General features: G+C 65.1%; 22 protein-coding genes. 14 read left to right on the forward strand and 8 right to left on the reverse strand.

Annotated elements, in window-relative coordinates; all coding sequences use genetic code 11:
* Positions 1–37 precede the first annotated feature (37 nt).
* From PVW49_RS14055 to PVW49_RS14075, 5 genes are all read left to right on the forward strand, one after another.
* Positions 38–1081, forward strand: a complete 1044-nt coding sequence (locus PVW49_RS14055) for an ABC transporter ATP-binding protein (protein WP_274590833.1) — start codon at positions 38–40, stop codon at positions 1079–1081.
* 38 nt (positions 1082–1119) lie between these two features.
* Positions 1120–2469 carry an ABC transporter substrate-binding protein gene (locus tag PVW49_RS14060; RefSeq protein ID WP_274590834.1) on the forward strand — a complete coding sequence of 450 codons (1350 nt, stop codon included), beginning with the start codon at positions 1120–1122 and terminating at the stop codon, positions 2467–2469.
* A 69-nt stretch (positions 2470–2538) separates the two neighbouring features.
* Positions 2539–3474, forward strand: a complete 936-nt coding sequence (locus tag PVW49_RS14065; protein ID WP_274590835.1) for an ABC transporter permease — start codon at positions 2539–2541, stop codon at positions 3472–3474.
* 1 nt (position 3475) lies between these two features.
* Complete coding sequence (locus PVW49_RS14070; RefSeq protein ID WP_048535788.1) at positions 3476–4336, forward strand: ABC transporter permease; 861 nt, start codon at positions 3476–3478, stop codon at positions 4334–4336.
* A 12-nt stretch (positions 4337–4348) separates the two neighbouring features.
* Positions 4349–5458: a nucleoside hydrolase gene (locus tag PVW49_RS14075; protein ID WP_274590836.1), complete on the forward strand. Its 1110-nt coding sequence runs from the start codon at positions 4349–4351 to the stop codon at positions 5456–5458.
* Positions 5459–5529: 71 nt separating this feature from the next.
* Here PVW49_RS14075 and PVW49_RS14080 read toward each other — a convergent pair whose 3' ends face one another.
* The 5 genes from PVW49_RS14080 to PVW49_RS14100 all read right to left on the reverse strand — a co-directional run bounded on the left by PVW49_RS14080 (position 5530) and on the right by PVW49_RS14100 (position 11185).
* Positions 5530–6570 carry an ABC transporter ATP-binding protein gene (locus PVW49_RS14080; protein ID WP_048535792.1) on the reverse strand — a complete coding sequence of 347 codons (1041 nt, stop codon included), beginning with the start codon at positions 6568–6570 and terminating at the stop codon, positions 5530–5532.
* Positions 6563–7579, reverse strand: coding sequence for an ABC transporter ATP-binding protein (locus tag PVW49_RS14085; RefSeq protein WP_048535793.1), 1017 nt, complete (start codon positions 7577–7579; stop codon positions 6563–6565). The genes PVW49_RS14080 and PVW49_RS14085 overlap by 8 nt, the downstream gene beginning before the upstream one ends.
* 13 nt (positions 7580–7592) lie before the next feature.
* Complete coding sequence (locus tag PVW49_RS14090) at positions 7593–8558, reverse strand: ABC transporter permease (RefSeq protein ID WP_274590837.1); 966 nt, start codon at positions 8556–8558, stop codon at positions 7593–7595.
* A complete protein-coding gene (locus PVW49_RS14095; protein WP_274590838.1) occupies positions 8555–9526 on the reverse strand; it encodes an ABC transporter permease in 972 nt (323 codons plus the stop codon). Before PVW49_RS14095 ends, PVW49_RS14090 begins: the two co-directional genes overlap by 4 nt.
* Before the next feature lie 63 nt (positions 9527–9589).
* On the reverse strand, positions 9590–11185 hold the full coding sequence (locus PVW49_RS14100) for an ABC transporter substrate-binding protein (protein ID WP_074837790.1): 1596 nt from the start codon (positions 11183–11185) through the stop codon (positions 9590–9592).
* A gap of 187 nt (positions 11186–11372) precedes the next feature.
* Here PVW49_RS14100 and PVW49_RS14105 point away from each other — a divergent pair, with 187 nt between their 5' ends.
* From PVW49_RS14105 to PVW49_RS14125, 5 genes are all read left to right on the forward strand, one after another.
* Positions 11373–11975 (forward strand): AAA family ATPase, encoded by a 603-nt coding sequence (locus PVW49_RS14105; RefSeq protein WP_274590839.1) that lies wholly within the window; start codon positions 11373–11375, stop codon positions 11973–11975.
* Positions 11972–12763: an inositol monophosphatase family protein gene (locus PVW49_RS14110; protein WP_274590840.1), complete on the forward strand. Its 792-nt coding sequence runs from the start codon at positions 11972–11974 to the stop codon at positions 12761–12763. Before PVW49_RS14105 ends, PVW49_RS14110 begins: the two co-directional genes overlap by 4 nt.
* 39 nt (positions 12764–12802) lie before the next feature.
* Positions 12803–13861 (forward strand): LacI family DNA-binding transcriptional regulator, encoded by a 1059-nt coding sequence (locus PVW49_RS14115; RefSeq protein ID WP_048535803.1) that lies wholly within the window; start codon positions 12803–12805, stop codon positions 13859–13861.
* A gap of 60 nt (positions 13862–13921) precedes the next feature.
* The gene (locus PVW49_RS14120) at positions 13922–14665 is read left to right on the forward strand and encodes a sulfite exporter TauE/SafE family protein (RefSeq protein WP_274590841.1); all 744 of its coding nucleotides are present in this window, start codon (positions 13922–13924) and stop codon (positions 14663–14665) included.
* A gap of 131 nt (positions 14666–14796) precedes the next feature.
* Positions 14797–15795 carry a LacI family DNA-binding transcriptional regulator gene (locus tag PVW49_RS14125; RefSeq protein ID WP_274590842.1) on the forward strand — a complete coding sequence of 333 codons (999 nt, stop codon included), beginning with the start codon at positions 14797–14799 and terminating at the stop codon, positions 15793–15795.
* Between the two features lie 3 nt (positions 15796–15798).
* Here PVW49_RS14125 and PVW49_RS14130 read toward each other — a convergent pair whose 3' ends face one another.
* From PVW49_RS14130 to PVW49_RS14140, 3 genes are read right to left on the reverse strand one after another with little or no spacing between them, the layout of a single operon-like run.
* Positions 15799–16932, reverse strand: a complete 1134-nt coding sequence (locus PVW49_RS14130; protein WP_274590843.1) for a Gfo/Idh/MocA family protein — start codon at positions 16930–16932, stop codon at positions 15799–15801.
* Positions 16933–16944: 12 nt separating this feature from the next.
* The gene (locus tag PVW49_RS14135) at positions 16945–17838 is read right to left on the reverse strand and encodes a TIM barrel protein (RefSeq protein ID WP_274590844.1); all 894 of its coding nucleotides are present in this window, start codon (positions 17836–17838) and stop codon (positions 16945–16947) included.
* A gap of 19 nt (positions 17839–17857) precedes the next feature.
* Complete coding sequence (locus PVW49_RS14140; RefSeq protein ID WP_274590845.1) at positions 17858–18961, reverse strand: Gfo/Idh/MocA family protein; 1104 nt, start codon at positions 18959–18961, stop codon at positions 17858–17860.
* A 123-nt stretch (positions 18962–19084) separates the two neighbouring features.
* Between PVW49_RS14140 and iolD the strand changes: the two genes are divergently transcribed.
* Genes iolD through PVW49_RS14160 form a run of 4 tightly spaced genes read left to right on the forward strand, consistent with a single transcriptional unit; the run spans position 19085 to position 23623 of the window.
* Entirely contained in the window at positions 19085–20953 is a 1869-nt protein-coding gene (gene iolD / locus PVW49_RS14145) for a 3D-(3,5/4)-trihydroxycyclohexane-1,2-dione acylhydrolase (decyclizing) (protein WP_074837803.1), read from the forward strand.
* Positions 20953–21933 carry a 5-dehydro-2-deoxygluconokinase gene (iolC, locus tag PVW49_RS14150; protein ID WP_274590846.1) on the forward strand — a complete coding sequence of 327 codons (981 nt, stop codon included), beginning with the start codon at positions 20953–20955 and terminating at the stop codon, positions 21931–21933. Before iolD ends, iolC begins: the two co-directional genes overlap by 1 nt.
* A gap of 11 nt (positions 21934–21944) precedes the next feature.
* Positions 21945–22787 (forward strand): 5-deoxy-glucuronate isomerase, encoded by an 843-nt coding sequence (locus PVW49_RS14155; protein ID WP_074837807.1) that lies wholly within the window; start codon positions 21945–21947, stop codon positions 22785–22787.
* A complete protein-coding gene (locus PVW49_RS14160) occupies positions 22784–23623 on the forward strand; it encodes a class II fructose-bisphosphate aldolase (RefSeq protein WP_274590847.1) in 840 nt (279 codons plus the stop codon). Before PVW49_RS14155 ends, PVW49_RS14160 begins: the two co-directional genes overlap by 4 nt.
* Positions 23624–23642: the final 19 nt, after the last annotated feature.

A 23642-nucleotide genomic window follows, 5' to 3' on the forward strand; every position in this document is an offset into this window, starting at 1 on the left:
TAATTAGACAATACAAATTGTCTGTAGGGAGGCCCATGTGACCAAGGTCCAGCTCAACGCCGTGCGAAAGCAGTTCGGCGGCTTCGTGGCGATCGAGAACATCGATCTGGAGATTGCATCGGGAGAGCTTGTCGCGCTGCTGGGTCCGTCGGGCTGTGGCAAGACGACGACCCTGAGGATGATCGCGGGGCTGGAACGTCCGAGCGGCGGCGCCATCCTGTTTGACGATCACGACGTCTCGGAACAGCCGGTGCAGGACCGCAATGTCGGCATGGTCTTTCAGCGCTATGCGCTGTTCCCGCATATGACGGTGGAGAAGAACGTGGCTTTCGGGCTGAGCGTGCGTGGCACGCCGCGCGCCGAGATCGCCGATCGGCTGGAAGAAATGCTCGATGTGGTGCAGCTCGGCCAGTTCCGCCACCGTTTTCCGGCACAGCTCTCGGGCGGGCAGATGCAGCGGGTGGCGATTGCCCGCACGCTGATCACCAAGCCCTCGGTGCTGATGATGGATGAGCCGTTGGCCAACCTCGACACCAAGCTGCGCGGCGAGATGCGGCGCTTTATCCGCGACCTGCAACAACGCTTCGGCATCACCACGATCTTTGTCACCCATGACCAGGTCGAGGCGATGGAGTTGGCCGACCGGGTGGCGGTGATCTTTGACGGCCATCTGGCGCAATATGATGCGCCCGACCGGCTCTATCGTCAGCCGGCCAATCTCGATGTCGCCGATTTCATGGGGGCGACCAATATCGTCCCCGCCGCGATGAAAGCCGACGATCTGGCCGAAACCGGCGTCGGCGCGATCCGGGTGGCACCGCGACCGGGCTTTGGCGCCGGAGAGAACGTGCAGGTGATGCTGCGCAGCGAGGCGATCGACCTGATGATCACCCAACCGACGCAGGGAGGCGTTCCGGGCAAGGTGGTGGCGCGCGATTTCTTTGGCGCCAGCGTCAACTACACGGTCGATTGCGGCGCTCATCGGATCACCGTCACCGAACAGGCGCGGCGGCTGGTGGAGGTCGATACCCCGGTCTGGCTCGACATCGACCCGGACAGGGTCTGGCTGCTGGCAAGCTGAGCTGCGAGCGGTTCTTGGATAACTCAGGGAGGAAGATCATGAAACATTCAGCAACAGTCGCGAGCCTGCTCGCGCTCTTTGCGGCGGGGGCCGCTCAGGCCCAGGACGCCGAGGCGGCGCAGTTCCGCGACGGATTTCTCGCCGGCGAGATCGACTGGTCTGCGGTCGAGGCACGGGCGGCCGAGGAAGGCACCGTCAATCTCTATTACTGGGGCGGCTCGGATCTGCTGAACGTCTGGATGGACAGGGTCGTCACACCGGCCCTGGCCGCGCGCGACGTCACGCTCAACCCGGTGCGCATCACCGGCACCAAGGATGCCGTCGATCTGGTGCTGGCCGAGAAGAACTCGGGCAAGGGCGTGGGCCAGGGCAGCGTCGACATGATCTGGCTCAACGGCGAGAACTTTGCCACGCTGAAGCGGCAGGACGCGCTTTTCGGCAGTTTCGCGCGGCTGTTGCCGAATGCGGAAAACCTCGAATGGAACCCCGACGACCCGCGCGCGCTGCTCAACCTGCGCGACTTCGGGGTCGAGACCGGCGGCGCCGAAGTGCCCTGGTCGGGCGAACAATATGTCTGCGCCTACAACGCGGATCGGGTTGCGGCCGAGGATGTGCCGTCGACCTTTGCCGAGCTGCGCGGCTATCTCGAGGCGAACACCGGCAAGTTCACCTATATCAAGCCGCCGCATTACATCGGCAACACCTTCGTGCAGGAGGCGATCTATGCGCATAACCCCGATGGCGACGGCGCCGAGCCGTTCCAGCGCTCGGTCGACGAGATCCCGGCCGAAGAACTGGCGCGGCTGATCGCGCCGGGGCTGGACTATCTGCGCGACCTCGAGCCGCTGCTGCTCGACGCCGCCGGCGGCACGCCGCGTTACCCGGAAGACAATGCCGCGCTCGACGGCCTGTTCCTGAACGGCGAAGTCGATTTCAATTGCAAGTTCGGTCTTTATGCCGTGGCCACGGGCCTCGCCACCGGCTCTTATCCCGAAGCCGCGACGCAGTTCGTCTTTCCCGAAGGCAACATGATCAAGAACAAGAACTATCTGGCAATCCCGGCCAATGCGCCGAACCCGGGTGCCGCGCTTGTTCTGGCCGATTGGATGACCTCGGTCGAGGCGCAGGCCTCCAAGCTGCAACAGACCGGCATGCCGGCCGGCATTGACGGCTGGACGCTGGAAAAGGCCGAGGCGCAATCCATCGTCGAGGCCAGCCCGGGGCTGGTCGGGGTGACCCAGGCCGAGCTGGACGCCAATGCCGCGCCCGACACCAATGCGACGCTGGTCGACGTGATCGAGGCCACCTGGCTCGAATACATCGAGCGTGACAGCACCGACCCGATCGAGGCGATCGTCGCGCGCGCCTACGACAACCTGTCGAAGTAACCGGCAGGGCGGCCGCCCACCGCTCCCCAGGGTGGCCGCACCTTAATCCTATCCCAATCGGAGGCACGGATGTCCGTATCATCGTCGATTGCGTCCAGATCCGGCGCCCAAGAACGGATGACGGCGCGCGAACGCCGCACCCGGTTCTGGCAGATGGTCCAGCTCGTGCCGATCATGGCCATCCTAGTGCTGCTGTTCGGCGGCGCGCTGGTTCTGGCGATCCTGCAATCGCTGGGTTTCGCGCCCTGGTTCGGGGTCAACACCTTCCCGGATTTCAGCTATTTCGGTGCGCTCTGGGGCTCGTCGACCTTTTGGGTCTCGCTCGGGCTGACGCTTTATTATGCCACCGTCTCCACCGTGATCGCGCTGATCCTCGGCATCCTGCTGGCATTGGCGCTGGTCAAGACCTTTCCCAGCAAGACCTTCTACAAGTATCTCTACAAGCTGCCGCTGATGATCCCCTATACGGTGGGCATCGCGCTGGCGGTGCTGATGCTGTCGAACGGCGGGATGCTGTCGCGACTGGCGGCGTTCTTCGGCATGATCGACGACCCGGCGCAATTCCCGCAGATTCTCAAGACCCACTACGGCTGGGGCATCATCGCGGTATATGTCTGGAAGCAGACGCCTTTCATCACCCTGGCGGTCTATGCCGTGCTGCTCGGCATCGGCCGCGAGACCGAGGAGGCGGCGGCGATCCTCGGGGCCAACCGCCGCACGATCTTCTTTCGGGTGACCCTGCCGCAGATTCTGCCGGGCGTGGTGTCGTCGACGCTGATCTGCTTTGCCTTCAACGTCGGCGCCTTCGAAGCGCCCTTCATCCTCGGCGGCGGCTTTCCCGATACGCTGCCGGTGGTGGCCTGGCGCTATTTCAACGACGCGGACTACACGCTGCAACTTCAGGGCATGGCGACGGTGGTGTCGATCGGGCTGGTCGCCGGGGTGATCCTGTTTGGCTATCTCGCCGCCTACCGCCGCTACGAACGCCGCATGGGACGCAACTGACATGGCCAGGAAATTCAACATCGCATTGTCGAGCCGGCTGTCGCCGTTCCAGAAATTCTACCTGCTGATCATCGCGGGGTTCATCCTCGGGCCGTTCATTCCGCTCATCATCCAGAGCTTTGCCTTCCGCTGGGCCTGGCCCGACCTGTTGCCCGGCACCTGGTGGCTGGAACAGCGCGACCGGGCGATGGTGCCGCTGGCCTGGGATTACGTGCTCTCGCCCTACAGCCGGGTCTGGGAGGCGACGGTCAACACCGTGCTGATCGGCTCGATCGTCACCGTGATCTGCCTGGCGATCTGCCTGCCGGCGGCGCGGGTGCTGGCGCGCGAGAAGTTCCGCGGCAAGAGCGCCTTCGAATTCTTTCTGTCGCTGCCGCTGATCGTGCCCGAAGCCGCCATCGGCATCGCGCTTCTGATGATGTTCATACGGCTCGGGCTGGCGGGGAGTTACGTGGGCATCATCATCGCCCATCTCATTCCGACCATTCCCTACATGGTGCGGATGCTGACCGCAGTCTATCAGGGGCTGGGCCGCGATTTCGAGGAACAGGCGATGATCCTCGGGGCCAGCCGCTGGCAGGTGCTGCGGCTGGTGACCCTGCCGATGCTGCTGCCCGGCGTGGTGGCAGGCGCGCTCTTCACCTTCCTCGTCTCGACCAACATCTTTCTGCTGACCTTCTTTCTCGGTCAGGGCCAGATCGTGACGCTGCCGACGCTGCTGTTCTCCAAGATCGCCGGCGGCACGCTCGACGCCTCGGCGGCGGGGATCACCCTGATTGTCACCCTGCCGGGCATCATCCTGCTGATCATTTCCGAGCGCTTCATCAAGGAAGAGGCCTTCGGCAAGGGCTTTGGAAACTAAGGAGACCATTCCATGACCACCCCGCAATCCATCCTCAACCGGTTTCCGAAGCTCGACGATGCCTTCGTCGAGGCGCGGCTCGGCCGCCCGGGCGCGAAACCGCGTGTCATCATCGACACCGACACCGCCAACGAGATCGACGATCAATATGCCGTCGCCTGGGCACTGCTCTCGCCCGAGCGGCTCGAGCTCGAAGGCGTCACCGCGGTGCCCTTCAGCTTTGCCCATCACCGCGACGAGCTGATCGCCTCGGTCGCGGCGCTCGAAGCGGCGCGGGACTCCGGCGAAAAGGGGCGCTTCATGGGCGGTCTTGGCGGCTGGGCGCAGCGGCTGGTGGATCAGGGCAAGCGGGCCGAGGATGTCAAATTCGTCGGGCCCGACGAGGGCGCGGAACTGTCCTATGAAGAGATCCTGCGGGTGTTCGACAAATGCGGCGTGCCCGCGGAGGGCAAGGTGTTTCGCGGCACGCCGGGTTACCTCGAAACCCTGGAACAGCCGGTCGACACCCCGGCGGCGCGCTTCATCATCGAACGCGCAAGGGCCGAGGACGAGCGGCCGCTGTACATCCTGGCCATGGGGGCGCTGACCAATATCGCCTCGGCCCTGCTGATGGCGCCCGACATCATCGAAAGGATCGTCGTGGTCTGGACCTCGGGCTTTCCGTCTTACGCGCCATTCTGCAACGTGCCGTCGCTGAATCTGGTGCAGGACCCGCTGGCTTCGCAACTGCTGTTCGATTGCGGTGTGCCGCATGTCTATCTTCCGGGCTATCACGTCGGCGCGCAGCTCAAGCTGTCGCTGCCGGAAATGGAAAGCTTCGTGAAGGACAAGGGGGCGATCGGCGCCTATCTGCACCATCTCTATACCCACAACCCGCTGCACGAGATGTTCGCTATCACCGAGCGGGAAACCAAGACCTGGGTGATCTGGGACGTGATCAACGTCGCCTGGCTGTTCGACGAAAGCTATGTGTCGACCCATATGACCCGGTCGCCGCTGCTCGATGACGGGCTTTACTGGCAACATCCCGAGGGGCGGCACCTGATGCTCGAGGCCTATGATCTCAACCGCGATGCGATTTTCGAAGACATGTACCGGGCCTTGGCGCGCGCGCCTTCCTGACCGGCGGTCTCTCCTGAAAGTCAAAGGGGGCGCGTGTTTCGCGCCCCCGAGCTATTTGTGGCCTGACCGGCTCAGGCCCGGTCGCCGGGCTCGGACGGGCCGGCCAGATGCCGCAGATCGGCGGCGGGCTCGAGCTCGCCGGCAAAGTGACAGCGGACCTTGGCGTCGCCCACCTCGCGCACCGGCGGCGGCGTCTGCCGGCAGAGATCGCGCGCATGGGCGCAGCGCGGATGAAACGGGCAGCCCGAGGGCGGCATGATCGGATTGGGCACCTCGCCTTCGAGCACGATGACATCGCGGTCTTTCTGTTTCGGATCGGGCACCGGCACCGCCGATAGCAGGGCCACGGTATAGGGGTGCCGGGGTGTGCGGAACACCGCGTCGGTCGGGCCTTCCTCGACCACCTGCCCCAGATACATCACGATCACCCGGTCCGAGATGTGGCGCACCACCGACAGGTCATGCGCAATGAAGAGGTAAGCCAGCCCAAGCTTGTCTTGCAGATCCTTCAACAGGTTCACCACCTGTGCCTGTACCGAGACATCGAGCGCCGAGACCGCCTCGTCACAGACGATCACCTCGGGCTCCAGCGCCAGCGCGCGGGCGATACCGATCCTCTGGCGCTGACCGCCGGAGAACTGGTGCGGATAGCGGTCGGCGTCGGAGGGGTTCAGCCCGACCAGCGTCAGCAGCTCGGCCACCCGTGCCTCGCGCCGGGCGGGCGGCACGATGTCGGGAAAGACCTGCCAGGGTTCCGATAGGATGCGGCGCACGGTAAACCGGGGATCGAGCGAGCTGTAGGGATCCTGGAACACCACCTGGATATGGCGGCGCAGCTTCTGCATCTCGGCCTTGGGCAGATCGAGAATGTTGCGCCCGTGATAACGCACCTCGCCGCCGGTCGGCTCGTTGAGACGGAGCACGGTGCGGGCGAGGCTCGACTTGCCGCAGCCGGATTCCCCGACCAGCCCGACCGTTTCGCCGCGGCGCAGGGTAAAGCTGACGTCGCGCACCGCGGCCAGCGACCGCAGCTTGCCGCCGAAGAGGCCCGGCTTGCCCAGAACGTAGTCCTTGCGGATGTCACGGACTTCGAAAACGGGGGTGTCAGTCATGGCGCGTCTCCTCGGCCAGATGGCAGGCGGCGGCCTGGCCCTTGGCCACCATCCGCAGGTTCGGCCGCTCGGTCAGGCAGCGGTCGACCCGCTGCTCGCAGCGGGGGTGAAAGGCGCAGCCCCTGGGCATGCGCCCGGCGGCAGGCGGCGTGCCGCCGATGGCGTGCAGCGCGCCCGATGCCCCGTCGAGGCGCGGCATCGAGCGGATCAGCCCGCGCGTGTAGGGATGGGTCGGGGTTTCGAAGAGCGCGTCGACCGGGCCGCTTTCGACGATCCGCCCGGCATACATCACCATCGCCCGGTCGACGGTTTCCGCCACCAGCCCGAGATCATGGGTGATCAGCACCAGCGCCATGCCGTCTTCGCGCTGCAACTCGGCCAGCAGGGTCATGATCTGGCGCTGCACGGTGACGTCGAGCGCCGTCGTCGGCTCGTCCGCGATCAGGATCTGCGGGTTCAGCGCCAGCGCGGTGGCGATCATCACCCGCTGGCACATGCCGCCGGAAAACTCGTGCGGATAACAGCCGACCCGCGTCTTGGCCGAGGGGATCTTGACCCGGTCCATCAGCTCGATGGCCTTGCGTTCGGCCTCGGCTTGGCTGCATTTGCGGCGCAGGCGGTAGACCTCGGCAATCTGGGTGCCGACGGTCAGGCTGGGGTTCAGCGCGCTCATCGCATCCTGAAAGATCATTGCGATCTTCTCGCCCCGGAGCTGCCGGCGGTCGCGCTCCGCCATGGTCAGCACGTCGCGGCCGTCAAACAGCACCTGCCCCGAAACATGACCGGGGGGTGATTTGATCAGCCCCATGATCGCCTCGAGCCCGACGCTCTTGCCCGAGCCGCTTTCGCCGATAATGCCCAGCGTCTCGCCGGGAGAGAGCGACCAGCTGACGCCGCCGACCGCCTTGACCAGCCCGTGCGGCGTGTCGAAGCTCACCCGCAGGTCGCGGATGTCGAGCAGGGGGGCCGGGACGGCATCCAGGGTTTCATAGGGTTGCATGGCTCGCATCTTGGTCTCCGGCTCAGTCTTCATCGTCGATCGGCTGGCTATTGCGGCGCGGCGGCGTCAGCCAGCGCCAGCGCTGCACCGGGTCGGTGATCGCCCGCGCCCAGGCGGCAACGAGGTTCAGCGCCAGCGCGGTGAGAAAGATCGCCGCGCCGGGCATCACCACCAGCCACCAGGCCGAGCTGATGTATTCCCGCCCGCGGGCGATCATCAGCCCCCAGGAGGATTGCGGCGCCTGCACCCCGAAGCCGAGGAAGGACAGCGAGGCCTCCGACAGGATCAGCACCGCGATTTCCAGGGTGAAGAGCACGATCAGCGGTGAGATCATGTTGGGCAGGAGATGCGTCAGGATGATCCGCCGGTCGCTGCCGCCGATGGCGCGGGCGGCGGTGATATAGGTGTGCTGCTGGTGGTTGAGCGTCAGCGAGCGCGCCATCCGGGCAAAGACCATCCAGTGCAGCAGGGTAAAGATCAGGATCAGATTGCCAAAGCCCGGCCCGATCACGAACAGGATGAACAGCGCGATCAGCAGCGAGGGCAGGGCCATCATGCCGTCTACCGCGCGCATCAGCACGTCTTCCAGCAGGCCGCGGTAAAAACCGGCCAGCACCCCAAGCGTGATGCCGACAATGCCGGAACAGAGCGCGCCCAGAAGGCCGATCGACATCGACACCCGCGCGCCATGCATCAGCCGCGAGAACAGGTCGCGGCCCAGCTCGTCGGTGCCCAGCAGGTGAAAGCCGCCGTCGCGCGCGGTGCCCAGGGGCGGCACGAAACGCGCCCGCAGGTTGGCCTGGTTCGGCTCGTAGGGCGCCAGCAGATCGGCGCCGAGGGCGGCGATCAGCAACAGCCCGAGAAAGATCGCCGAGACAAAGGCCACCCGGTCGCGCATCAAGGCGCCGAAATAGGCCCGGCTGGTGATTGCCGCCGCGCGGTCATGCGCCTCGTCTTGCGGCAGGGTCTGTGCGTCGACGGCGGTCATGCCCGGCCTCCCCGGTTGTCCATTTCGATACGCGGGTTCAACACCGTATAGGCGAAGTCGACCGCCAGGTTCACGAGGATCACCAGGGCGGCGACCACGCAGATGCCGGCCTGCACCATCGGCAGATCCCGCCGCCCGAGCGAGTCGATCAGCAAAAGGCCGATGCCCGGCCAGGCAAAGACCGTCTCGACCAGCATCGCCCCGGTCAGGAGTTGCGACAGCTCGTCACCGGTGATGGTGACGATCGGGATCGAGGCGTTCTTGAGCGCATGCACGAAGACCACGCGCCATTCCGGCACGCCCTTGGCGCGGGCGGCGGCGATATAGGGTTTCGACAGCTCGTCGAGCATGGCGCTGCGCACCACCTGGGAAATCCGCCCCAGCGGCCGCGCCGCCAGGGTCAGCGCCGGCAGGATCAGATGTTGCCAGGAGCCGTAGCCGCCGGTGGGCAACAGGCCGAGCTGCACGCTGAACACGATGATCAGGATCAGCCCGAGCCAGAACTGCACCACCGAGACCGAGGCCAGCGAGATCACATTGACCAGATTGTCGATCCAGGAGCGCGGATACATCGCCGCGAGACAGCCCAGCACCACCGCCAGCGAAAACGCCAGCACCAGCGCGGTGCCGGCCAGCAGGAAAGTGGCCGGCAGTCGGCTCAGCACGATCGGCAGCACCGGCGTGCCCTCGGCGCGCAGCGCATCCGACGGCATCATCGAAAAACCGTAGCGGAAGCTGACGCCGAAATCGCCCTGCACCAGATCTCCGAGGAAGACCTGGTATTGCTGCCAGATCGGCTGGTTCAGACCGAGGTTCTCGCGCAGTTGGTCGAGCGCGGTCTCGGAGGCGCTGGTTCCCAACATGATCAGCGCCGGATCACCGATGATCCGGCCGACGACAAAGACAAAGGAGATCAGGACGAACAGCAGCAGCAGCGACTGCATGAAACGTCTGAGCAGGTAGGGCATCAGGCTATACCTCGGCTGAAGTCAGGGGGACGCGGAGCGCCGGAACGCTCCGCGCAGCTCGGTTCAGGAGTCTTCCGCCGGTGTCACGTTCACCGCCAGGAACCGGTGATCGACCCCGAAGGTATAGTCGAATGTGTCCCGGATCAGATAGCCCTTGTCGAGCAGGGCCAGCGGGATGATCGGGTATTGCCCGTGCAGAAAGCCCACCAGCTCCTTCAGCGCCGCGTCGCGGTCGTCGCCGGCAAGGGTCAGCGCCTTGGCCAGCTTGGCATCGAATTCGGGGTTGCAATGCACCGAGGACCGCGAGGCGCCCGAGGGATCGTCGATGTCGGGGCAGGCGTAGTTGCCCAGCAGGTTGGTGCCGAATTCGCCAGAGGCGTTCTGTTTCACATGCACCTGCATCATCGCGCGCGGCGCCTCTTCGGCATAGCCCTTGATGCGGACCCGCGGGTTGAAGACATCGGGCAGTTGCACGTTGATCTCGGTGTTGATGCCGACCTGCTCGAGGAAGAAGCCGATCACCTCGGTCACGGATCCGACCCGCGGCGTGGTGTTGCGGCCGACCACTTCGACGACCAGCCCGTCGACATCCACACCATCGGCGCGGGCTTCCTCCAGAAGCTGGCGGGAAAGCGCGGGGTCGTAGTCGTATTGCGACAGATCCTCGTCAAAGCCGAGCATGTCGGGCGTGCCGAGCTGGCCCTGCGGCACCGACGCGAGGCCGATCAGATCGGCGATGCCTTCGTAATCGAGGGCGTGAAAGATCGCCTTGCGCACCCGCATGTCCTCGAGCGCGGGATGGGCGTGCAGCGACTGGTCGAGCCGGCCATAAAGATAGGCGTCCGAGGGGCCGGTGACGCAGGAATAGCCGTCATTGCCTTCGGCCGCGTCGCAATCTTCGGGCGAGGGGTTGGTGGCCAGATGCGCCTCTCCGGTGCGGACCATGGCGTTGCGGGCCGATCCCTCGGGCCGGAAGACAAAGCGCAGGGTCTCGAATTGCCGGGTTGTCTCGCCATAGGCGTCTTCGGCGCTCAGGCCCCACCAATCGGGGTTGGCGCTGGCGGTCCAGTATTGGCCGCGCACCCATTCGTCAAAGACATAGGGCCCGGTGCCGATCGGATGGCTGAAGTGCGACGCCGGGCTTTCCTCGATCTGCTTGGCCGAAGAGATGCCGGTCAGGGTCAGGCGGAATTCCAGCATCGGATCGGGCTCGGTCGAGGTGACCTCGATCTCGAGCGGGCCGATGGCCTTGGCGCTCATGACGCCGGGGCCGGCGTACTCCTGAATGGTGAAGGCGCTGTCGGGGCTCCAGATGAAGCTGATGGCCCTGGCGGCCGCTTCGGCGGTCATCTCGGTGCCATCGTGGAATTGCACGCCCTCGCGCAGGGTCAGGCGGACGGTTTTCTCGTCCACACGCTCCCATGCGGTGGCCAGGATCGGGACGTATTCGCCGCTCACCGGATCGGTGGCGATCAGGGTTTCGAGCACATTGCGCAGGCCCGGGGCATTGATTTCCTTGTATGCGCCCTGGGCCGCGAGGTCCTGCGGCTCCTGGTGCACGGCCACCACGAATTCGCCCGCGGGCGCTGCAAGCGCCGGGCCCGCAATCCCTGCGGCCTGTGCCGCGACCAAGGCCAATACCGACAAGTTGTGTCGCATGTGTCTCTCCTCCCGAGGTTCCCGGCCTGTGCCGGCTTGAAGTGATCCGAGGTTACGGTTGGTCCAGAATTTTTGCAAGGGCTTGCAAAAAGAAATTCATCCGATATGGTTCAACCCATCAAGTAAATAGCTTTCTTTTAGGGGCAGTCTGCGCCAAAATTGAAAGCCCATGCAAGGATGAGCGTGAATGAGCGACGGATTGATAATTGCGGTTTGCGGCGATTCGGGGGCCGGGAAATCGACCACGACCGGGCTGCTGCGCGACGAGGGGTTCGCGCCTTATTCGCTGTCGGCCTTTTTGCGGCAAGAGGCCGAGGCGGCAATCGACACCCCCACCCGCGAACAGGTGCAAAGCCACGGCAAGAATCAGCAGGAGCGCCACGGCAATCACTATTATGCCGAGGTGCTGATCGCGAAGACCGATCTGATGGCGCAGCGCCGCGCGGTGATCGACGGGTTGCGCAACCTCGACGAGCTGGACCACCTGCGCAGGGTCGCGAGGGACAAGGGGCTGCGGCTGGTTCTGCTGGCGCTGGTGCTGGACACCGAAAGCCGCTTTCAGCGGGTGCAGGGCCGGGCCAGGGCCGGCGATCCGGCCGAGCTCGAGCGGTTTCGCAAGGACGATGCGCGCGCCAATGGCGGCGATGGCGTCTTTCAGAACAACGCCGAACTGATCACCGCCGCCGACGTGCGGATCGAGAACACCGGCGATCTCGACACCCTGCGCGGCAATCTCCGCACGGTGCTGGAACGGGCCGGCGCCATGGGCGAAAGGCAGGGCAGCGCATGACCGCGACAACCCTGACACAGAGCTTTGAGGCGCGCTCCCGCGCCGCCTGCGAGATCGTGCGCGAGGCCGGCGCGGTGGCGCTGGCGGCGTTTCGCGACCGCGGCAGCCTGTCGGTGCAGACCAAGGGCAGGCAGGACTGGGTGACCAATGTCGATCTCGAGGTCGAGGCGCTGATCCGCGACCGGCTGGGCCGCCTTTTCCCCGGAGATGCGATTGTCGGCGAGGAAACCGCCCATGAGCCGGCAAGCGGCAATACCGCCTGGGTGATCGATCCGATAGATGGCACCACATGTTTCATGTTGGGCGTGCCGCAGTGGTGCGTGGTGCTGACCTATACCATCGACGCCCGGCCAGTGGTCTCGGCGATCTACGCGCCGGTCACCGACGAGCTGTTCCATGCCACCGCCGGCGGCGGCGCCTTTCTCAACGGCGCGCCGATCCGGGTGGCCGATGCCAAGGGCATCGGCGCCGGGCTGATCGCGGTCGGGGCGAACGAACATGGCGCGCCGCACAAATCGGCGGCCTTCATCGGCAATCTGGTGGCCGACGGCGGCATGTACATTCGCGTCGGTGCCTGCGCCCTGGCGCTGTCCTATGTCGCCTCGGGGCGGCTGCTGGCGGCTTATGAGCCCAAGGTTTCGCCCTGGGACGACCTGGCCGGCATGCTGCTGGTGCGCGAGGCCGGGGGGCGCACCAATGATTTCGCCCCGTCGCTTGCCTCTGAAACGAAACGGCCGGTGCTGGCTTCGACGCCGGGGCTCTGGGATGCGGTGCGCGGGCTTTACTGACCCGAGGAACCGTTTGCGCCGCTTGGAAAATACATCATATTGTCGCGGATCATGAAGGAAAGCACCGAAACTCCCTCTGAGCGGAATGCCAGCCGCATCACCGCGATGGATGTCGCGCGCGAGGCCGGCGTTTCGCTGTCGGCGGTCTCGCGCGTCTTCACCCCGGGCGCCAGCGTCTCGGCCAAGATGCGGGTCAGGGTGATGGAAGCGGCCGACAAGCTCGGCTACCAGCCCAATGTGCTCGCCCGCAGCCTGATGACCCAGCGGACAAACCTCGTCGGTGTGATCCTCGCCAACTTCAAGAACCCGATCTACCTTACGGTGCTCGATCATTTCACCCGGGCACTTCAGGCCCGTGGCTTGCGGGTCTTGCTGCTCAACGTCTCCGACGGCCAGGATCTCGAAGAGATGGCGCGGCTGGTGCTGCAATACAGCGTTGACGGGCTGGTGGTCTCGGCGGGGTCGATCTCGCCACATATCACCGAGCAATGTCACAAGCGCCGCATTCCGCTGGTGGCCTTTGCCCGGCGTCCGCGCCGCGCCAATCTTCATGTGGTCTGCGCCGACAATGCCGCCGGCGGCCGGGTCGCCGGGGCGCGGCTGCTGCAATCGGGGCATCGGCGGTTCGGGTTCATGGCCGGACCTTCGACGGCCTCGACCACGATCGAACGGGGCAAGGGGTTTCGCGCCGCGATCGAAGAGGCGGGGCAGGGGGTGATCGCGACGACCCATGCCCGCGAATACACCTATACCGCCGGGGTCGAGAGCGCCCGCAAGCTTCTGAGCCGGGCCGAGCGCCCCGACGCGGTGTTCTGTGCCAACGACCTGCTGGCGATGGCGCTGATGGATGTGGCGCGTGACGAATTCGGCCTGACCCTGCCGCGCGACCTCTCGGTCATGGGGTTCGACGATGTCGATCTGGCCGCCGCCGCCTCCTATCGTCTGACCACCATCCGTCAGCCGCTCGAGGCCATGGTGCAGGAGACGGTCGATATCCTCAGCCACCGCATCAACACCTGGTCCGAGGGCTGGGAAACCCGGCAGCTTGCCTGTACTGCGGTCGAGCGGGCCTCGATCGCCGAGCCGCCGCCGGACTGACCTTTCGGAAACTCCGTCTCCCATTTGTCTGCGCCTGCGGCGCCGAAGGACCGCCCCATTATGGAAACGCTTGGATTGTTCCTGCTCGCCGCGCTGATCGTCGGCGCATCGAAAGGCGGGCTGGCCTCGGCGGCGGCGCTGGCGGTGCCGATCCTGTCGCTCTGGATGGATCCGCTGATGGCCGCCGGCGTGCTGTTGCCGATCTTTCTGGTCAGCGATGTGGTGGGGGTCTGGCTCTATCGCCGCGAGTTCTCGGCCAGGAACGTGGCGCTGCTGATCCCCGCAGGGTTGGTCGGGGTGATCCTCGCGACCTTTCTGGCGCCGTACATTTCCCGCAGCGTGGCCGAGATGGCGACCGGGCTGGTCGGGCTGTTCTATTGCGGCCATGCGGTCGGCAAGAAGCTGCGCGGCCGGACCGAGGTGGTGCCGTTCCGGCCTGCCAAGGGGATGTTCTGGGGTGCACTCACCGGCGTCACCAGCTTCATCTCGCACACCGGGGCGCCGCCGTTTCAGACCTTTGTGCTGCCGCAGAAGCTGCCCAAGATGCAATACGCCGGGACCAACACGCTGGTGTTTGCGGCGATCAACCTGTTCAAGCTGCCGGCCTATTCCGCCGTCGGATTGTTTGCCAACATCCATCTGCCGACGCTGCTGGCGATGGCCGCCGTCACCTCGGTCGGGGCGGTGCTGGGGCGGCGGCTGGCGCTGTGGATGCCCGAGGCGGTCTATATGTTTGTCATCCAGGCGCTGCTGTTCGTGGTTTCGGCCTATCTGGTGATCAAGGCCTCCGGCCAATTGTTCTGATCCGCGGGGCGCACGCGCCGCCCGGGCCCCGCGATTGTGTTGTATACGCTTTTGCAAGCGGTTTATATTGGGCTCTGGCGCGGCGGAAACCGGAAAGGACATGGTCCGGACCACAGAACGGACACGGCAACATGGCAGTGACATTGAGAGAGGTGGCCCTGCGTGCCGGAGTGTCGCGATCGGCAGTGTCGCGAACCTTTACCGAAGGCGCCTCGGTCTCGGCCAAGACCCGGGCCAAGGTCGAGAAGGCGGCGCGCGAACTGGGGTACAGCCCCAATGCGCTGGCCTCCAGCCTGACAACCGGGCGGACCAAGATGGTCGGGATGGTGTCGAACAACTTTCACAACCCGATCTTTCTCGAGGTCTTCGATCTCTTCACCCGCGGGCTTCAGGACCGGGGATTGCGCCCCTTGCTGCTCAACCTCACCGACGAACAGGAGCCCGAGGATTCGGTGCGGATGCTGCGGCAGTATTCGGTTGACGGGGTTGTCGTCGCCTCTTCCACTTTGCCACAGGATTTTTCCAAGGCGTTCAAGGATGCCGGCATGCCGGTGGTACACGCTTTCGGCCGCGCTTCGACCGCGCCAGAGGTGCATGTAGTGGGCATCGACAACGTGGCCAGCGGCCGGCTCGCGGCGCGAACGCTGCTGGCTCGCGGCTACCGCGACATCGCCTTTCTCGGCGGCCCGACGACGGCGACCACGACGCAGGACCGCTACACGGGCTTCATGGCCGAACTCGCCAGCCATTCCGAGGTGACGGTCAGCCATTCCTTTGCCGGGAGCTATTCCTTCGAAGCCGGGCGCAGCGAGATGATCCGGCTGCTCGAGAGCCGCCCGGCCGAGGCCTATTTTTGCGGCGATGACGTGCTGTCGATCGGGGCGCTGTCGGCGATCCAGGACTCGGGTTACAGCTGTCCCGGCGATATCGGCATTCTCGGGCTGAACGACATGGAAATGGCGCGCTGGAACAACATCAACCTGACGACGCTGCACCAGCCGATCGGCGAGATTGTCGCCTCGTCGATCGAGCTGATGGTTGCCACGTTGGAAAACAGGGAAATGACGCCGGAAGCGCGGGTCTTTTCCTGCTCGGTGGTCGAGCGGGGCACCTTGCGCCCCGCCCCCTGATCGCTATCTGAACATCGGCGGGCGGGCATCGACCCAGGCGCCTTTGTCGCGGGCCGAGTCCACCGCCTGATGCACCGCTGCCATTGACCGGACACCGGCCTCGGCGCCGGGCAGCCCGTCGCGGGCCTCACCGGCAATCGCATCGGCCAGGTCGCAATAGATGTTGGCCACCGCCAAAGGAAAGCCCTCGGGGTGGGCAATTGACACCCGGCTGAGGCGCTGCGCGTCTTCGTGCAGCCCGGCTTCGCCCTTTTCGATGATCTGGGTGCGGCCGCCGACCGGCGTGTAGATCAGCTGGTTCGGCTGTTCCGACATCCAGCGCAGCCCGCCGGTTTCGCCAAAGATCTGGATGTCGAAACCGTGCTGCCGCCCGATCGCCACGGAAGAGGTCCAGAGCCGCCCGACGGTGCCACCCGACAGGCGGAAATTGATCATGGCGTCGTCTTCCAGCTCGCGGCTGGCAATCGTCGAGGCGAAATCGGCCGAGAGCCTTTCGACCTCGTCGTCGCAGACAAAGCTCGCCATATGCAGCGCGTGAATGCCGCAATCGGCGAATTGCCCGGAGACACCGGCCATCTTGGGATCATAGCGCCAGCGCACGCGCGGATTGTCGGCGTCGGTGGCATCGCCATGGTGGCCGTGGCTGAAGTTGGTGACCACGAGCCGCACCTTGCCGATCTCGCCGGCGCGCACCATGGCGCGGGCCTGGCGCACCATCGGATAGGCCGAATAGCAGTAGTTGACCGCGCAGATACGGCCGGTCTTTTCCGCCACGCGCACGATCTCTTCGCCTTCCTCGACCGTCATGGTCATCGGTTTTTCGCAGAGCACGTTGAAGCCGGCCTCGAGAAACGCCTTGGTGATCTCGAAATGCGTGGCGTTCGGCGTGGCGACGGTGACCAGATCGATCCGGTCGTCGCGGTCTTTCTCGCCCGCCAGCATCTCTTGCCAGTCGCCATAAGACCGGTCGGCGGCGAGGCCCAGTTTCTGCGCGTAGGCGCGGCCTGCCTCGGGCCGATGATCCAGCGCCCCTGCGGTGAACTCGAACCGGCCATCCGCCAGCGCGCCCAACCGGTGTGCCGGGCCGATCTGGCTGCCTTCGCCGCCGCCGATCATGCCCCATCTGAGTTTTGCCATGTCCCTTGCCCTTTACTTGAAGCCGATGGATTCGAGGTATTCCCGGTTCGCCCGGGCATCGCCCAGCGGATCGGGATCCAGCGTCGGATCGCAATCCTGCTCGACCGTGCACCAGCCTTCGAAGCCGGCGTCAAGCAACACCTGCCGCACCGCCGGAAAATCCACGTCGCCTTCGCCGAGATTGCAGAAGATGCCCTGGCCGCAGGCCTCATAGAAGCCGGTGCGGTTCTCGATCACCCGGGCTTTGACCTCGGGGTCGATGTCCTTGAAATGCATGTAGGAAATGCGACCGATGTGTTTCTTCATGAAGGCCACCGGATCGAAACCGGCATAGGAATGGTGGCCGGTGTCGAAACAGATCTTGAGGATCTTGTCGTCGACCTCGTCCAGCAGGCGCTCCAGCTCGGGTTCGAAATCCATGAAGCCGGCGGCGTGGGCGTGGATGCCCACCGTCAGGCCGTATTCCTCGCTGCCGATCCGGGCGCTTTCCGCGATCCGGTCACGAAAGGCCTGCCATTCGGCCTTGTCCATCTGTTCGGCCTCGCCGGCGCGGCCGGCGGTGGGGGCCCGGCGCGACGAGATCGAATCGATCAGCACCATATGCCGCGCGCCATGCGCCTGGAGCGCGCGGGCGGTGCGGTGGGTCGCGTCGAGCACGTCGTCCCAGGCGGCCGGGTCGTGATAGGGGCGGAACACCACGCCGCCGATCAGCTCCAGCCCGTGTTCGGCCAGCGCCTCGCCGAGGATTGCCGGGTCTTCCGGCATATAACCCACCGGCCCCAGCTCGATCCCCGTGTAGCCGGCCTCGGCGTTCTGCCGCAGCACCTCGCGCCACGCCGGGTTGCGCGGGTCGCCGGCGAATTCGACACCCCAGGAGCAGGGCGCATTGCCAATTCTGATTGTCATGTGATCTGACCTCTGAATCTCAGTAATCGTTGATGTCTGTCCAGGCCTCGGCATCGGCCGAGGCCAGCGTGGCGGCGATCACCCGGTTGACCTCATGCCCGTCGCGGAACGTCGGCCAGAGTGCCTTGCCGGCGTGGATCGCGGTCAGGAAATCCTTGGCCTCGATGATGATCTGATCCTGGTAGCCAGTGCCATGGCCAGGGCCCTGGCAGAACGGCTGGTAGTCGGGATGCGCCGGGCCGATGAGGATCTTGGTGAACCCTCGCGTCGCCTCCGGCCCCTCCATGCGATAGAGCCAGAGCGCATTCTGATCCTCCTGGTCAAAGCGGATCGCGCCCTTGGTGCCCGAAATCTCGTAGGCATAGCCCATCTTGCGGCCGGTGGAGACCCGGCTGAAATACATCTGCCCCATGGCGCCGTTCTCGAAGCGGCACATCAACTGGGCATGGTCATCGTTGGTCACTTCGCCGCCGGGGCGAGCGCGGTGGACCGTCTCATGCGTGCCGATCAGGCGCGCGATCGGCCCGATCAGCGCCAGCGCGCCATTGATCATATGCGGCGCGAGATCGCCCATCGTGCCATTGGCCATGCCGGTCGTGCGCCAGGTGGCCGGGGCCTCGGGATCGGCATAGAAATCCTCGGTATGTTCCCCGCGAAACCAGGTGATCTCTCCGATCACACCATCGGCGATCAATTGCCGCGCGAATTGGCTGGCCGGGGTACGGATGTAGTTGAACCCGACCATGTTGACCACGCCCGCGGCCTCGGCGGCGGCAACCATTGCGGCGCTTTCGTCGAGCGAGGCCCCCAGCGGCTTTTCGCAGAACACCGGCTTGCCCAGCTTGAACGCCGCTTCGGCAATTTCGCGGTGGGTTTCCTGCGGGGTGGCGATGACCACGGCCTCGACCGCGGGGTCATTGACCAGCACGCGCCAGTCATCGGTGCCGCGGGCGAAACCATAGGCGGCACGATAACGTTCCGCACTTTGCGGGGTGGTGGCGCAGACCATTTCCAGGCGCGGCTTGAGCGCGGTGTCGAAGATCGCCCCGACAGAAGACATGGCGACCGCATGCGCCTTGCCCATGTAACCGCCCCCCAGAATGCCGATGCCGATCTCAGCCATCGTTTTTCCTCCCTCTGTCCATTTTCGTTTTGCAACCGGTTGCAAAACAGGTATCGTGACTCTAGACATCTCGCAAGTCCGATTTCGCCAGAGATCGAAATTTCCCAGGGAGGGTTCGCGCAAATGAAAACGACAGACGGCACCGTTCGGCTGACCACGGCCCAGGCGATCATTCGCTGGCTGACCAATCAGTATATCGAGATCGACGGCCGGGAGCAGCGGCTCTGCGGCGGCGGATTCGGCATCTTCGGCCATGGCAATGTGACCTGTCTCGGCGAGGCGCTGAACCGGGTGCATGACGAACTGCCGCTCTATCGCGGTCAGAACGAGACCAGCATGGGCTTTGCCGCGGCCGGCTATGCCAAAGCCTGGCTGCGCCAGCGCTTCATGTTCTGCACCGCGTCCGCCGGGCCAGGCACCGCCAACCTGCTGACGGCCGCCGGGCTGGCCCATGCCAACCGCCTGCCGATGCTGATGCTCTGCGGCGATACCTTCATCACCCGGCTGCCCGATCCGGTGTTGCAGCAGATGGAGAACTACAACGACCCGACATTCGGCGTGAACGATGCCTTCAAGCCGGTCAGCCGCTACTGGGACAGAATCAGCCACCCGGCGCAGGTGATCCAATCGCTGCCCGCCGCCATCGCGACGATGCTCGACCCGGCCGATTGTGGCCCGGCCTTCCTCGGGCTGCCGCAGGACGTGCAGGGCTGGACCTATGACTATCCGGAAGCCTTCTTTGCCAGGAAGGTGCACCGCATCCGCCGCCAGTCACCGGATCAGGCCGAGATTGCCGATGCGGTGGCGGCGCTGAAAGCGGCCGAACGGCCGATGATCATCGCTGGCGGCGGGGTGCAATATTCCCGCGCGGTGCAGGAGCTGACCGGCTTTGCCGAGGCGCATCAGATCCCGGTGGTCGAAACCATTGCCGGCCGCGCCAACATGCTGGCAACGCATCCGCTCAACATCGGGCCCATCGGCGTGACCGGCTCGGAAAGCGCCAATGCGGTGGCGGAACGGGCCGATGTGATCCTGGCTGTCGGCACCAGGTTGCAGGATTTCACCACCGGCTCGTGGACCGCTTTCGACAAGGAGGCGAAAATCGTCGCCATCAACGCCGCGCGCCACGACGCCGGCAAACATATGTCGCTGCCGGTGGTGGGGGATGCGAAACTGTCGCTGACCGCGCTGAGCGACGCGCTGGACTATACGACACCCGAGGATTGGCAGGGCTTTGCCCGGGAAGAGCGTGCCAAATGGGATGACTACGTCGCCGAGAACGTCAGACCCGGCAACCGGCCGAATTCCTATGCCCAGGCGATCGGCGTGGTGAACGAGCTTTGCGATCCGCGCGACCGTGTGGTCGCCGCCGCGGGCGGGCTGCCTGCCGAAGTCGCCGCCAACTGGCGCACGCTCGAGACCGGCACGGTGGATGTCGAGTTCGGCTTTTCCTGCATGGGTTACGAGATCGCCGGCGCCTGGGGCGCGCGCATCGCCCAGATGCAGCAGGCGCCCGAGCAGGACACCATCACCTTTTGCGGCGACGGCTCTTACATGATGCTGAATTCCGATCTCTATTCTTCGGTGCTCAGCCGCAAGAAACTGATCGTCCTGCTGCTGGACAACGGCGGTTTCGCCGTCATCAACAAGTTGCAGAACAACACTGGCAACGAAAGCTTCAACAACCTGCTGTCGGATTGCCCGACAATTCCCGAGCCGTTTGGCGTGGATTTCGTGGCCCACGCGGCCTCGATGGGGGCGATGGCGGAAAAGGTCGCCAATCCGGCCGAGCTTGGCGCGGCCTTCCAGCGCGCCAAGGCCTCCGACAAGAGCTATGTGATCGTGATGGATGTCGACGCCTACGACGGCTGGACCACCGAAGGCCATGCCTGGTGGGAGGTCGGCACGCCGCATGTCTCCGAGGACGCGAAGGTGCGCCAGGCGCATGAAGATTGGGAAGCCACCCGCGAACGCCAGCGGAGGGGGGTGTGATGACCGGCCTGATCGACGGCATCTGCAAGGGTAATTTCGCGGTCTTCGGCCGGGCGGGCATGGACATGTTCGCCGATCCGCCGGGCACCCGCGCCGACGAGGCCGAAACCTTCCGCGCCGATCTGGGCGGATCTTCGGCCAATATCTGCGCCGGGTTGTGCAAGCTCGGCATGCAATCGGCGCTGATCACCTCGGTTTCTGACGATGCGGCCGGGCGGTTCTGTACCAAGCGGTTGCAGCATTACGGCGTCGATACGCAATACCTCAAGGTGCTGGGTGACGAATACCGGATATCTCTGGCCGTCTACGAAAGCTGCATCGAGGATTTCCAACTGGTGATCTATCGCAACAACGCGGTGGACTTCCAGGTGACGGAAGCGGACGTCGACCGGGTCGACTACAGCCGTTTCGGCGCGCTGATCACCGCCGGCACGGTCTTTGCCGCCGAGCCATCGCGCGGCTCGACCTTCCGCGCCTTCGAAAATGCCCGAAAGGCTGGGCTGCCGGTGATCTTCGACATCGATTACCGCCCCTACAGCTGGCCCTCGGCCGAGGTTGCCTCGGAGGTGCTGACCCGCGCCGGCGAGGAAAGCGACCTGATCGTCGGCAATGACGAGGAATTCGGCTTCATGGCCGGCGGCCTCGACAAGGGGCTGGCCAAGGCCCGCGAACTGGCCGCCAAGGGCAAGCTGGTGATCTACAAGATGGGCCAGGCGGGCGCGATCACCTTTGCCGGTGGTGAGGAAATCCGCACCGGCATCTATCCGGTCACCGCCGTCAAACCCAATGGCGCCGGCGACAGCTTCATGGCCGGCCTGCTGGCCGCCATCGCCGAGGGCCGCCCGCTGAAAGAGGCGGTGCTGCGCGGCTCGGCCTGCGCCTCCATCGTGGTCAGCCAGCCCGGCTGCGCCCCCGCCATGCCCACAACCGCCGCGCTCGATGCCTTTCTGGCAGAGCGCAATGGCCCCACTGACGTCTGAAAGGAATCGCCATGCATATCGCGCCGCATGACAACCAGAACAAACCCATCGTCGATGTCGATCACGACCTCGTGCCACTGAACTATTTTAACATCGTCAAGCTGAGGCGTGGCGAGACCTTCGAATATTCGGTGCCCGGCTACGAGACCTGTATCGTCCCCGCCACCGGCACCGTGGACGTCGATATCGATGGCGCGGGTTTTTCCGAGCTGGGCCATCGCGGCGAAGACGTCTGGGATGGCGATCCCGAAGGCGTCTATGTGCCGGTCGGGGCCAAGGTGCGCATGACCTGCATTTCCGATGCCACCGAAACCTTCATCGCCGGCGCCAAATACGACCGCGTGCTCGAGCCGTTCGACGTGCGGGTGCCCGATCTCGACCTTGTGCAATACGGCTCGGACGACACCAAGACCCACCGCAAGATCAAGCATATCCTCGGCGCCAACCAACATGACAAGGTCGGCCGCCTGCTGGTGTCGGAGCTCTTTACCGTGGGCGCGGGCGGCTGGTCGGGCTTTCCCTCGCACAAGCATGACACCGACCGTCTGCCCGAGGAATCGCGGCATGACGAAACCTATAATTTCCGCTTCAAGCCGAACTACGGCTCGGGGCTTCAGATGCTGCAACGCGACGACAACGAGCCGGGCGACGCCTATCACATCATGGACCGCTCGACGATCCTGATCGACAATGGATATCATCCTTGCTGCGCGCTGCCGGGGTATCAGATGTATTATTTCACCATCCTCGGCGGGCTCTCGCAGCGTTCGCTCAAGCAGTATTTCCAGCCGACCCATGCCGAGCAGCTGCACACCATTCCGGGCATCATGGACATGGTGGCCAAGTTCAAATGACGCTGGTCACGCTTTCGGAGGTGCTGCAACCGGCGCTCCGGCAGGGCCATGCGGTGGCGGGCCTCGTCTGTCTCGGCTGGGAGGACATGCGCGCCTTTGTCGCCGCCGCCGAGGCCGAGCAATGCCCGGTGATCCTGCAAGCCGGGCCGGGCTGTCGCGCGCATACGCCGCTGCCGGTGCTGGGCGCGATGTTCCGGCAACTGGCCGAGGCCGCCACAGTGCCAGTGGTGGCGCATCTCGATCATGGCTACACCGCCGAAGACTGCCGGATGGCGATCGACTGCGGCTTTACCTCGGTGATGTTCGACGGTTCGCGCAAGCCGCTGGCCCAGAACATCGCCGAAACCGCGGCCATTGCCGAAATGGCGCATGCGGCGGGCGTATCCTGCGAAGGCGAGATCGGCTTTGTCGGCTATGACGGCGGCGAGACCTCGGCCGGGACCGACCCGGCGGAGGCGGCCAAATTTGCCCGCGAGACCTCCGTCGATGCGATGGCGATCTCGGTCGGCAATGTGCATCTGCAACAGGACGCCGGCGCCGGGCTCGACGAGGCGCGCATCCGTGCCATCGAGGCGGTGACCGATGTGCCGCTGGTGATCCACGGCGGCTCGGGCGTGCCGATCACGCAGCGCCGGCGGTTGGCGCGGGGTTCGCAAATCTGCAAGTTCAACATCGGAACCGAGCTGCGCATGGCCTTTGGCGCGGCACTGCGCGCGGCGGTCGAGAAAGACCCGAACCGGTTCGACCGGGTGGAGATCCTGAAGGACACCCACGACCCGGTTGTTGCCGCCACCCGTCAGGTGCTGCGGGCGTTCAAGGCGGAATCACCGGGGTGACACGCGCCCAGGAGCAGGC

The organism is Marinovum sp. PR37 (assembly GCF_028807375.1).
Taxonomy (GTDB): Bacteria; Pseudomonadota; Alphaproteobacteria; order Rhodobacterales; family Rhodobacteraceae; genus Marinovum; species Marinovum algicola.

Coding starts and splice junctions, on each gene's coding strand:
- PVW49_RS14130 (WP_274590843.1), bottom strand. CDS start 16,932: ATGGCAAAACTCAGATGGGGCATGATCGGCGGCGGCGAAGGCAGCCAG.
- PVW49_RS14125 (WP_274590842.1), top strand. CDS start 14,797: ATGGCAGTGACATTGAGAGAGGTGGCCCTGCGTGCCGGAGTGTCGCGA.
- PVW49_RS14095 (WP_274590838.1), bottom strand. CDS start 9,526: ATGCCCTACCTGCTCAGACGTTTCATGCAGTCGCTGCTGCTGCTGTTC.
- PVW49_RS14080 (WP_048535792.1), bottom strand. CDS start 6,570: ATGACTGACACCCCCGTTTTCGAAGTCCGTGACATCCGCAAGGACTAC.
- PVW49_RS14085 (WP_048535793.1), bottom strand. CDS start 7,579: ATGCGAGCCATGCAACCCTATGAAACCCTGGATGCCGTCCCGGCCCCC.
- PVW49_RS14070 (WP_048535788.1), top strand. CDS start 3,476: ATGGCCAGGAAATTCAACATCGCATTGTCGAGCCGGCTGTCGCCGTTC.
- PVW49_RS14060 (WP_274590834.1), top strand. CDS start 1,120: ATGAAACATTCAGCAACAGTCGCGAGCCTGCTCGCGCTCTTTGCGGCG.
- PVW49_RS14105 (WP_274590839.1), top strand. CDS start 11,373: ATGAGCGACGGATTGATAATTGCGGTTTGCGGCGATTCGGGGGCCGGG.
- PVW49_RS14090 (WP_274590837.1), bottom strand. CDS start 8,558: ATGACCGCCGTCGACGCACAGACCCTGCCGCAAGACGAGGCGCATGAC.
- PVW49_RS14065 (WP_274590835.1), top strand. CDS start 2,539: ATGTCCGTATCATCGTCGATTGCGTCCAGATCCGGCGCCCAAGAACGG.
- iolC (WP_274590846.1), top strand. CDS start 20,953: ATGACCGGCCTGATCGACGGCATCTGCAAGGGTAATTTCGCGGTCTTC.
- PVW49_RS14120 (WP_274590841.1), top strand. CDS start 13,922: ATGGAAACGCTTGGATTGTTCCTGCTCGCCGCGCTGATCGTCGGCGCA.
- PVW49_RS14075 (WP_274590836.1), top strand. CDS start 4,349: ATGACCACCCCGCAATCCATCCTCAACCGGTTTCCGAAGCTCGACGAT.
- PVW49_RS14110 (WP_274590840.1), top strand. CDS start 11,972: ATGACCGCGACAACCCTGACACAGAGCTTTGAGGCGCGCTCCCGCGCC.
- PVW49_RS14160 (WP_274590847.1), top strand. CDS start 22,784: ATGACGCTGGTCACGCTTTCGGAGGTGCTGCAACCGGCGCTCCGGCAG.
- iolD (WP_074837803.1), top strand. CDS start 19,085: ATGAAAACGACAGACGGCACCGTTCGGCTGACCACGGCCCAGGCGATC.
- PVW49_RS14100 (WP_074837790.1), bottom strand. CDS start 11,185: ATGCGACACAACTTGTCGGTATTGGCCTTGGTCGCGGCACAGGCCGCA.
- PVW49_RS14140 (WP_274590845.1), bottom strand. CDS start 18,961: ATGGCTGAGATCGGCATCGGCATTCTGGGGGGCGGTTACATGGGCAAG.
- PVW49_RS14155 (WP_074837807.1), top strand. CDS start 21,945: ATGCATATCGCGCCGCATGACAACCAGAACAAACCCATCGTCGATGTC.
- PVW49_RS14135 (WP_274590844.1), bottom strand. CDS start 17,838: ATGACAATCAGAATTGGCAATGCGCCCTGCTCCTGGGGTGTCGAATTC.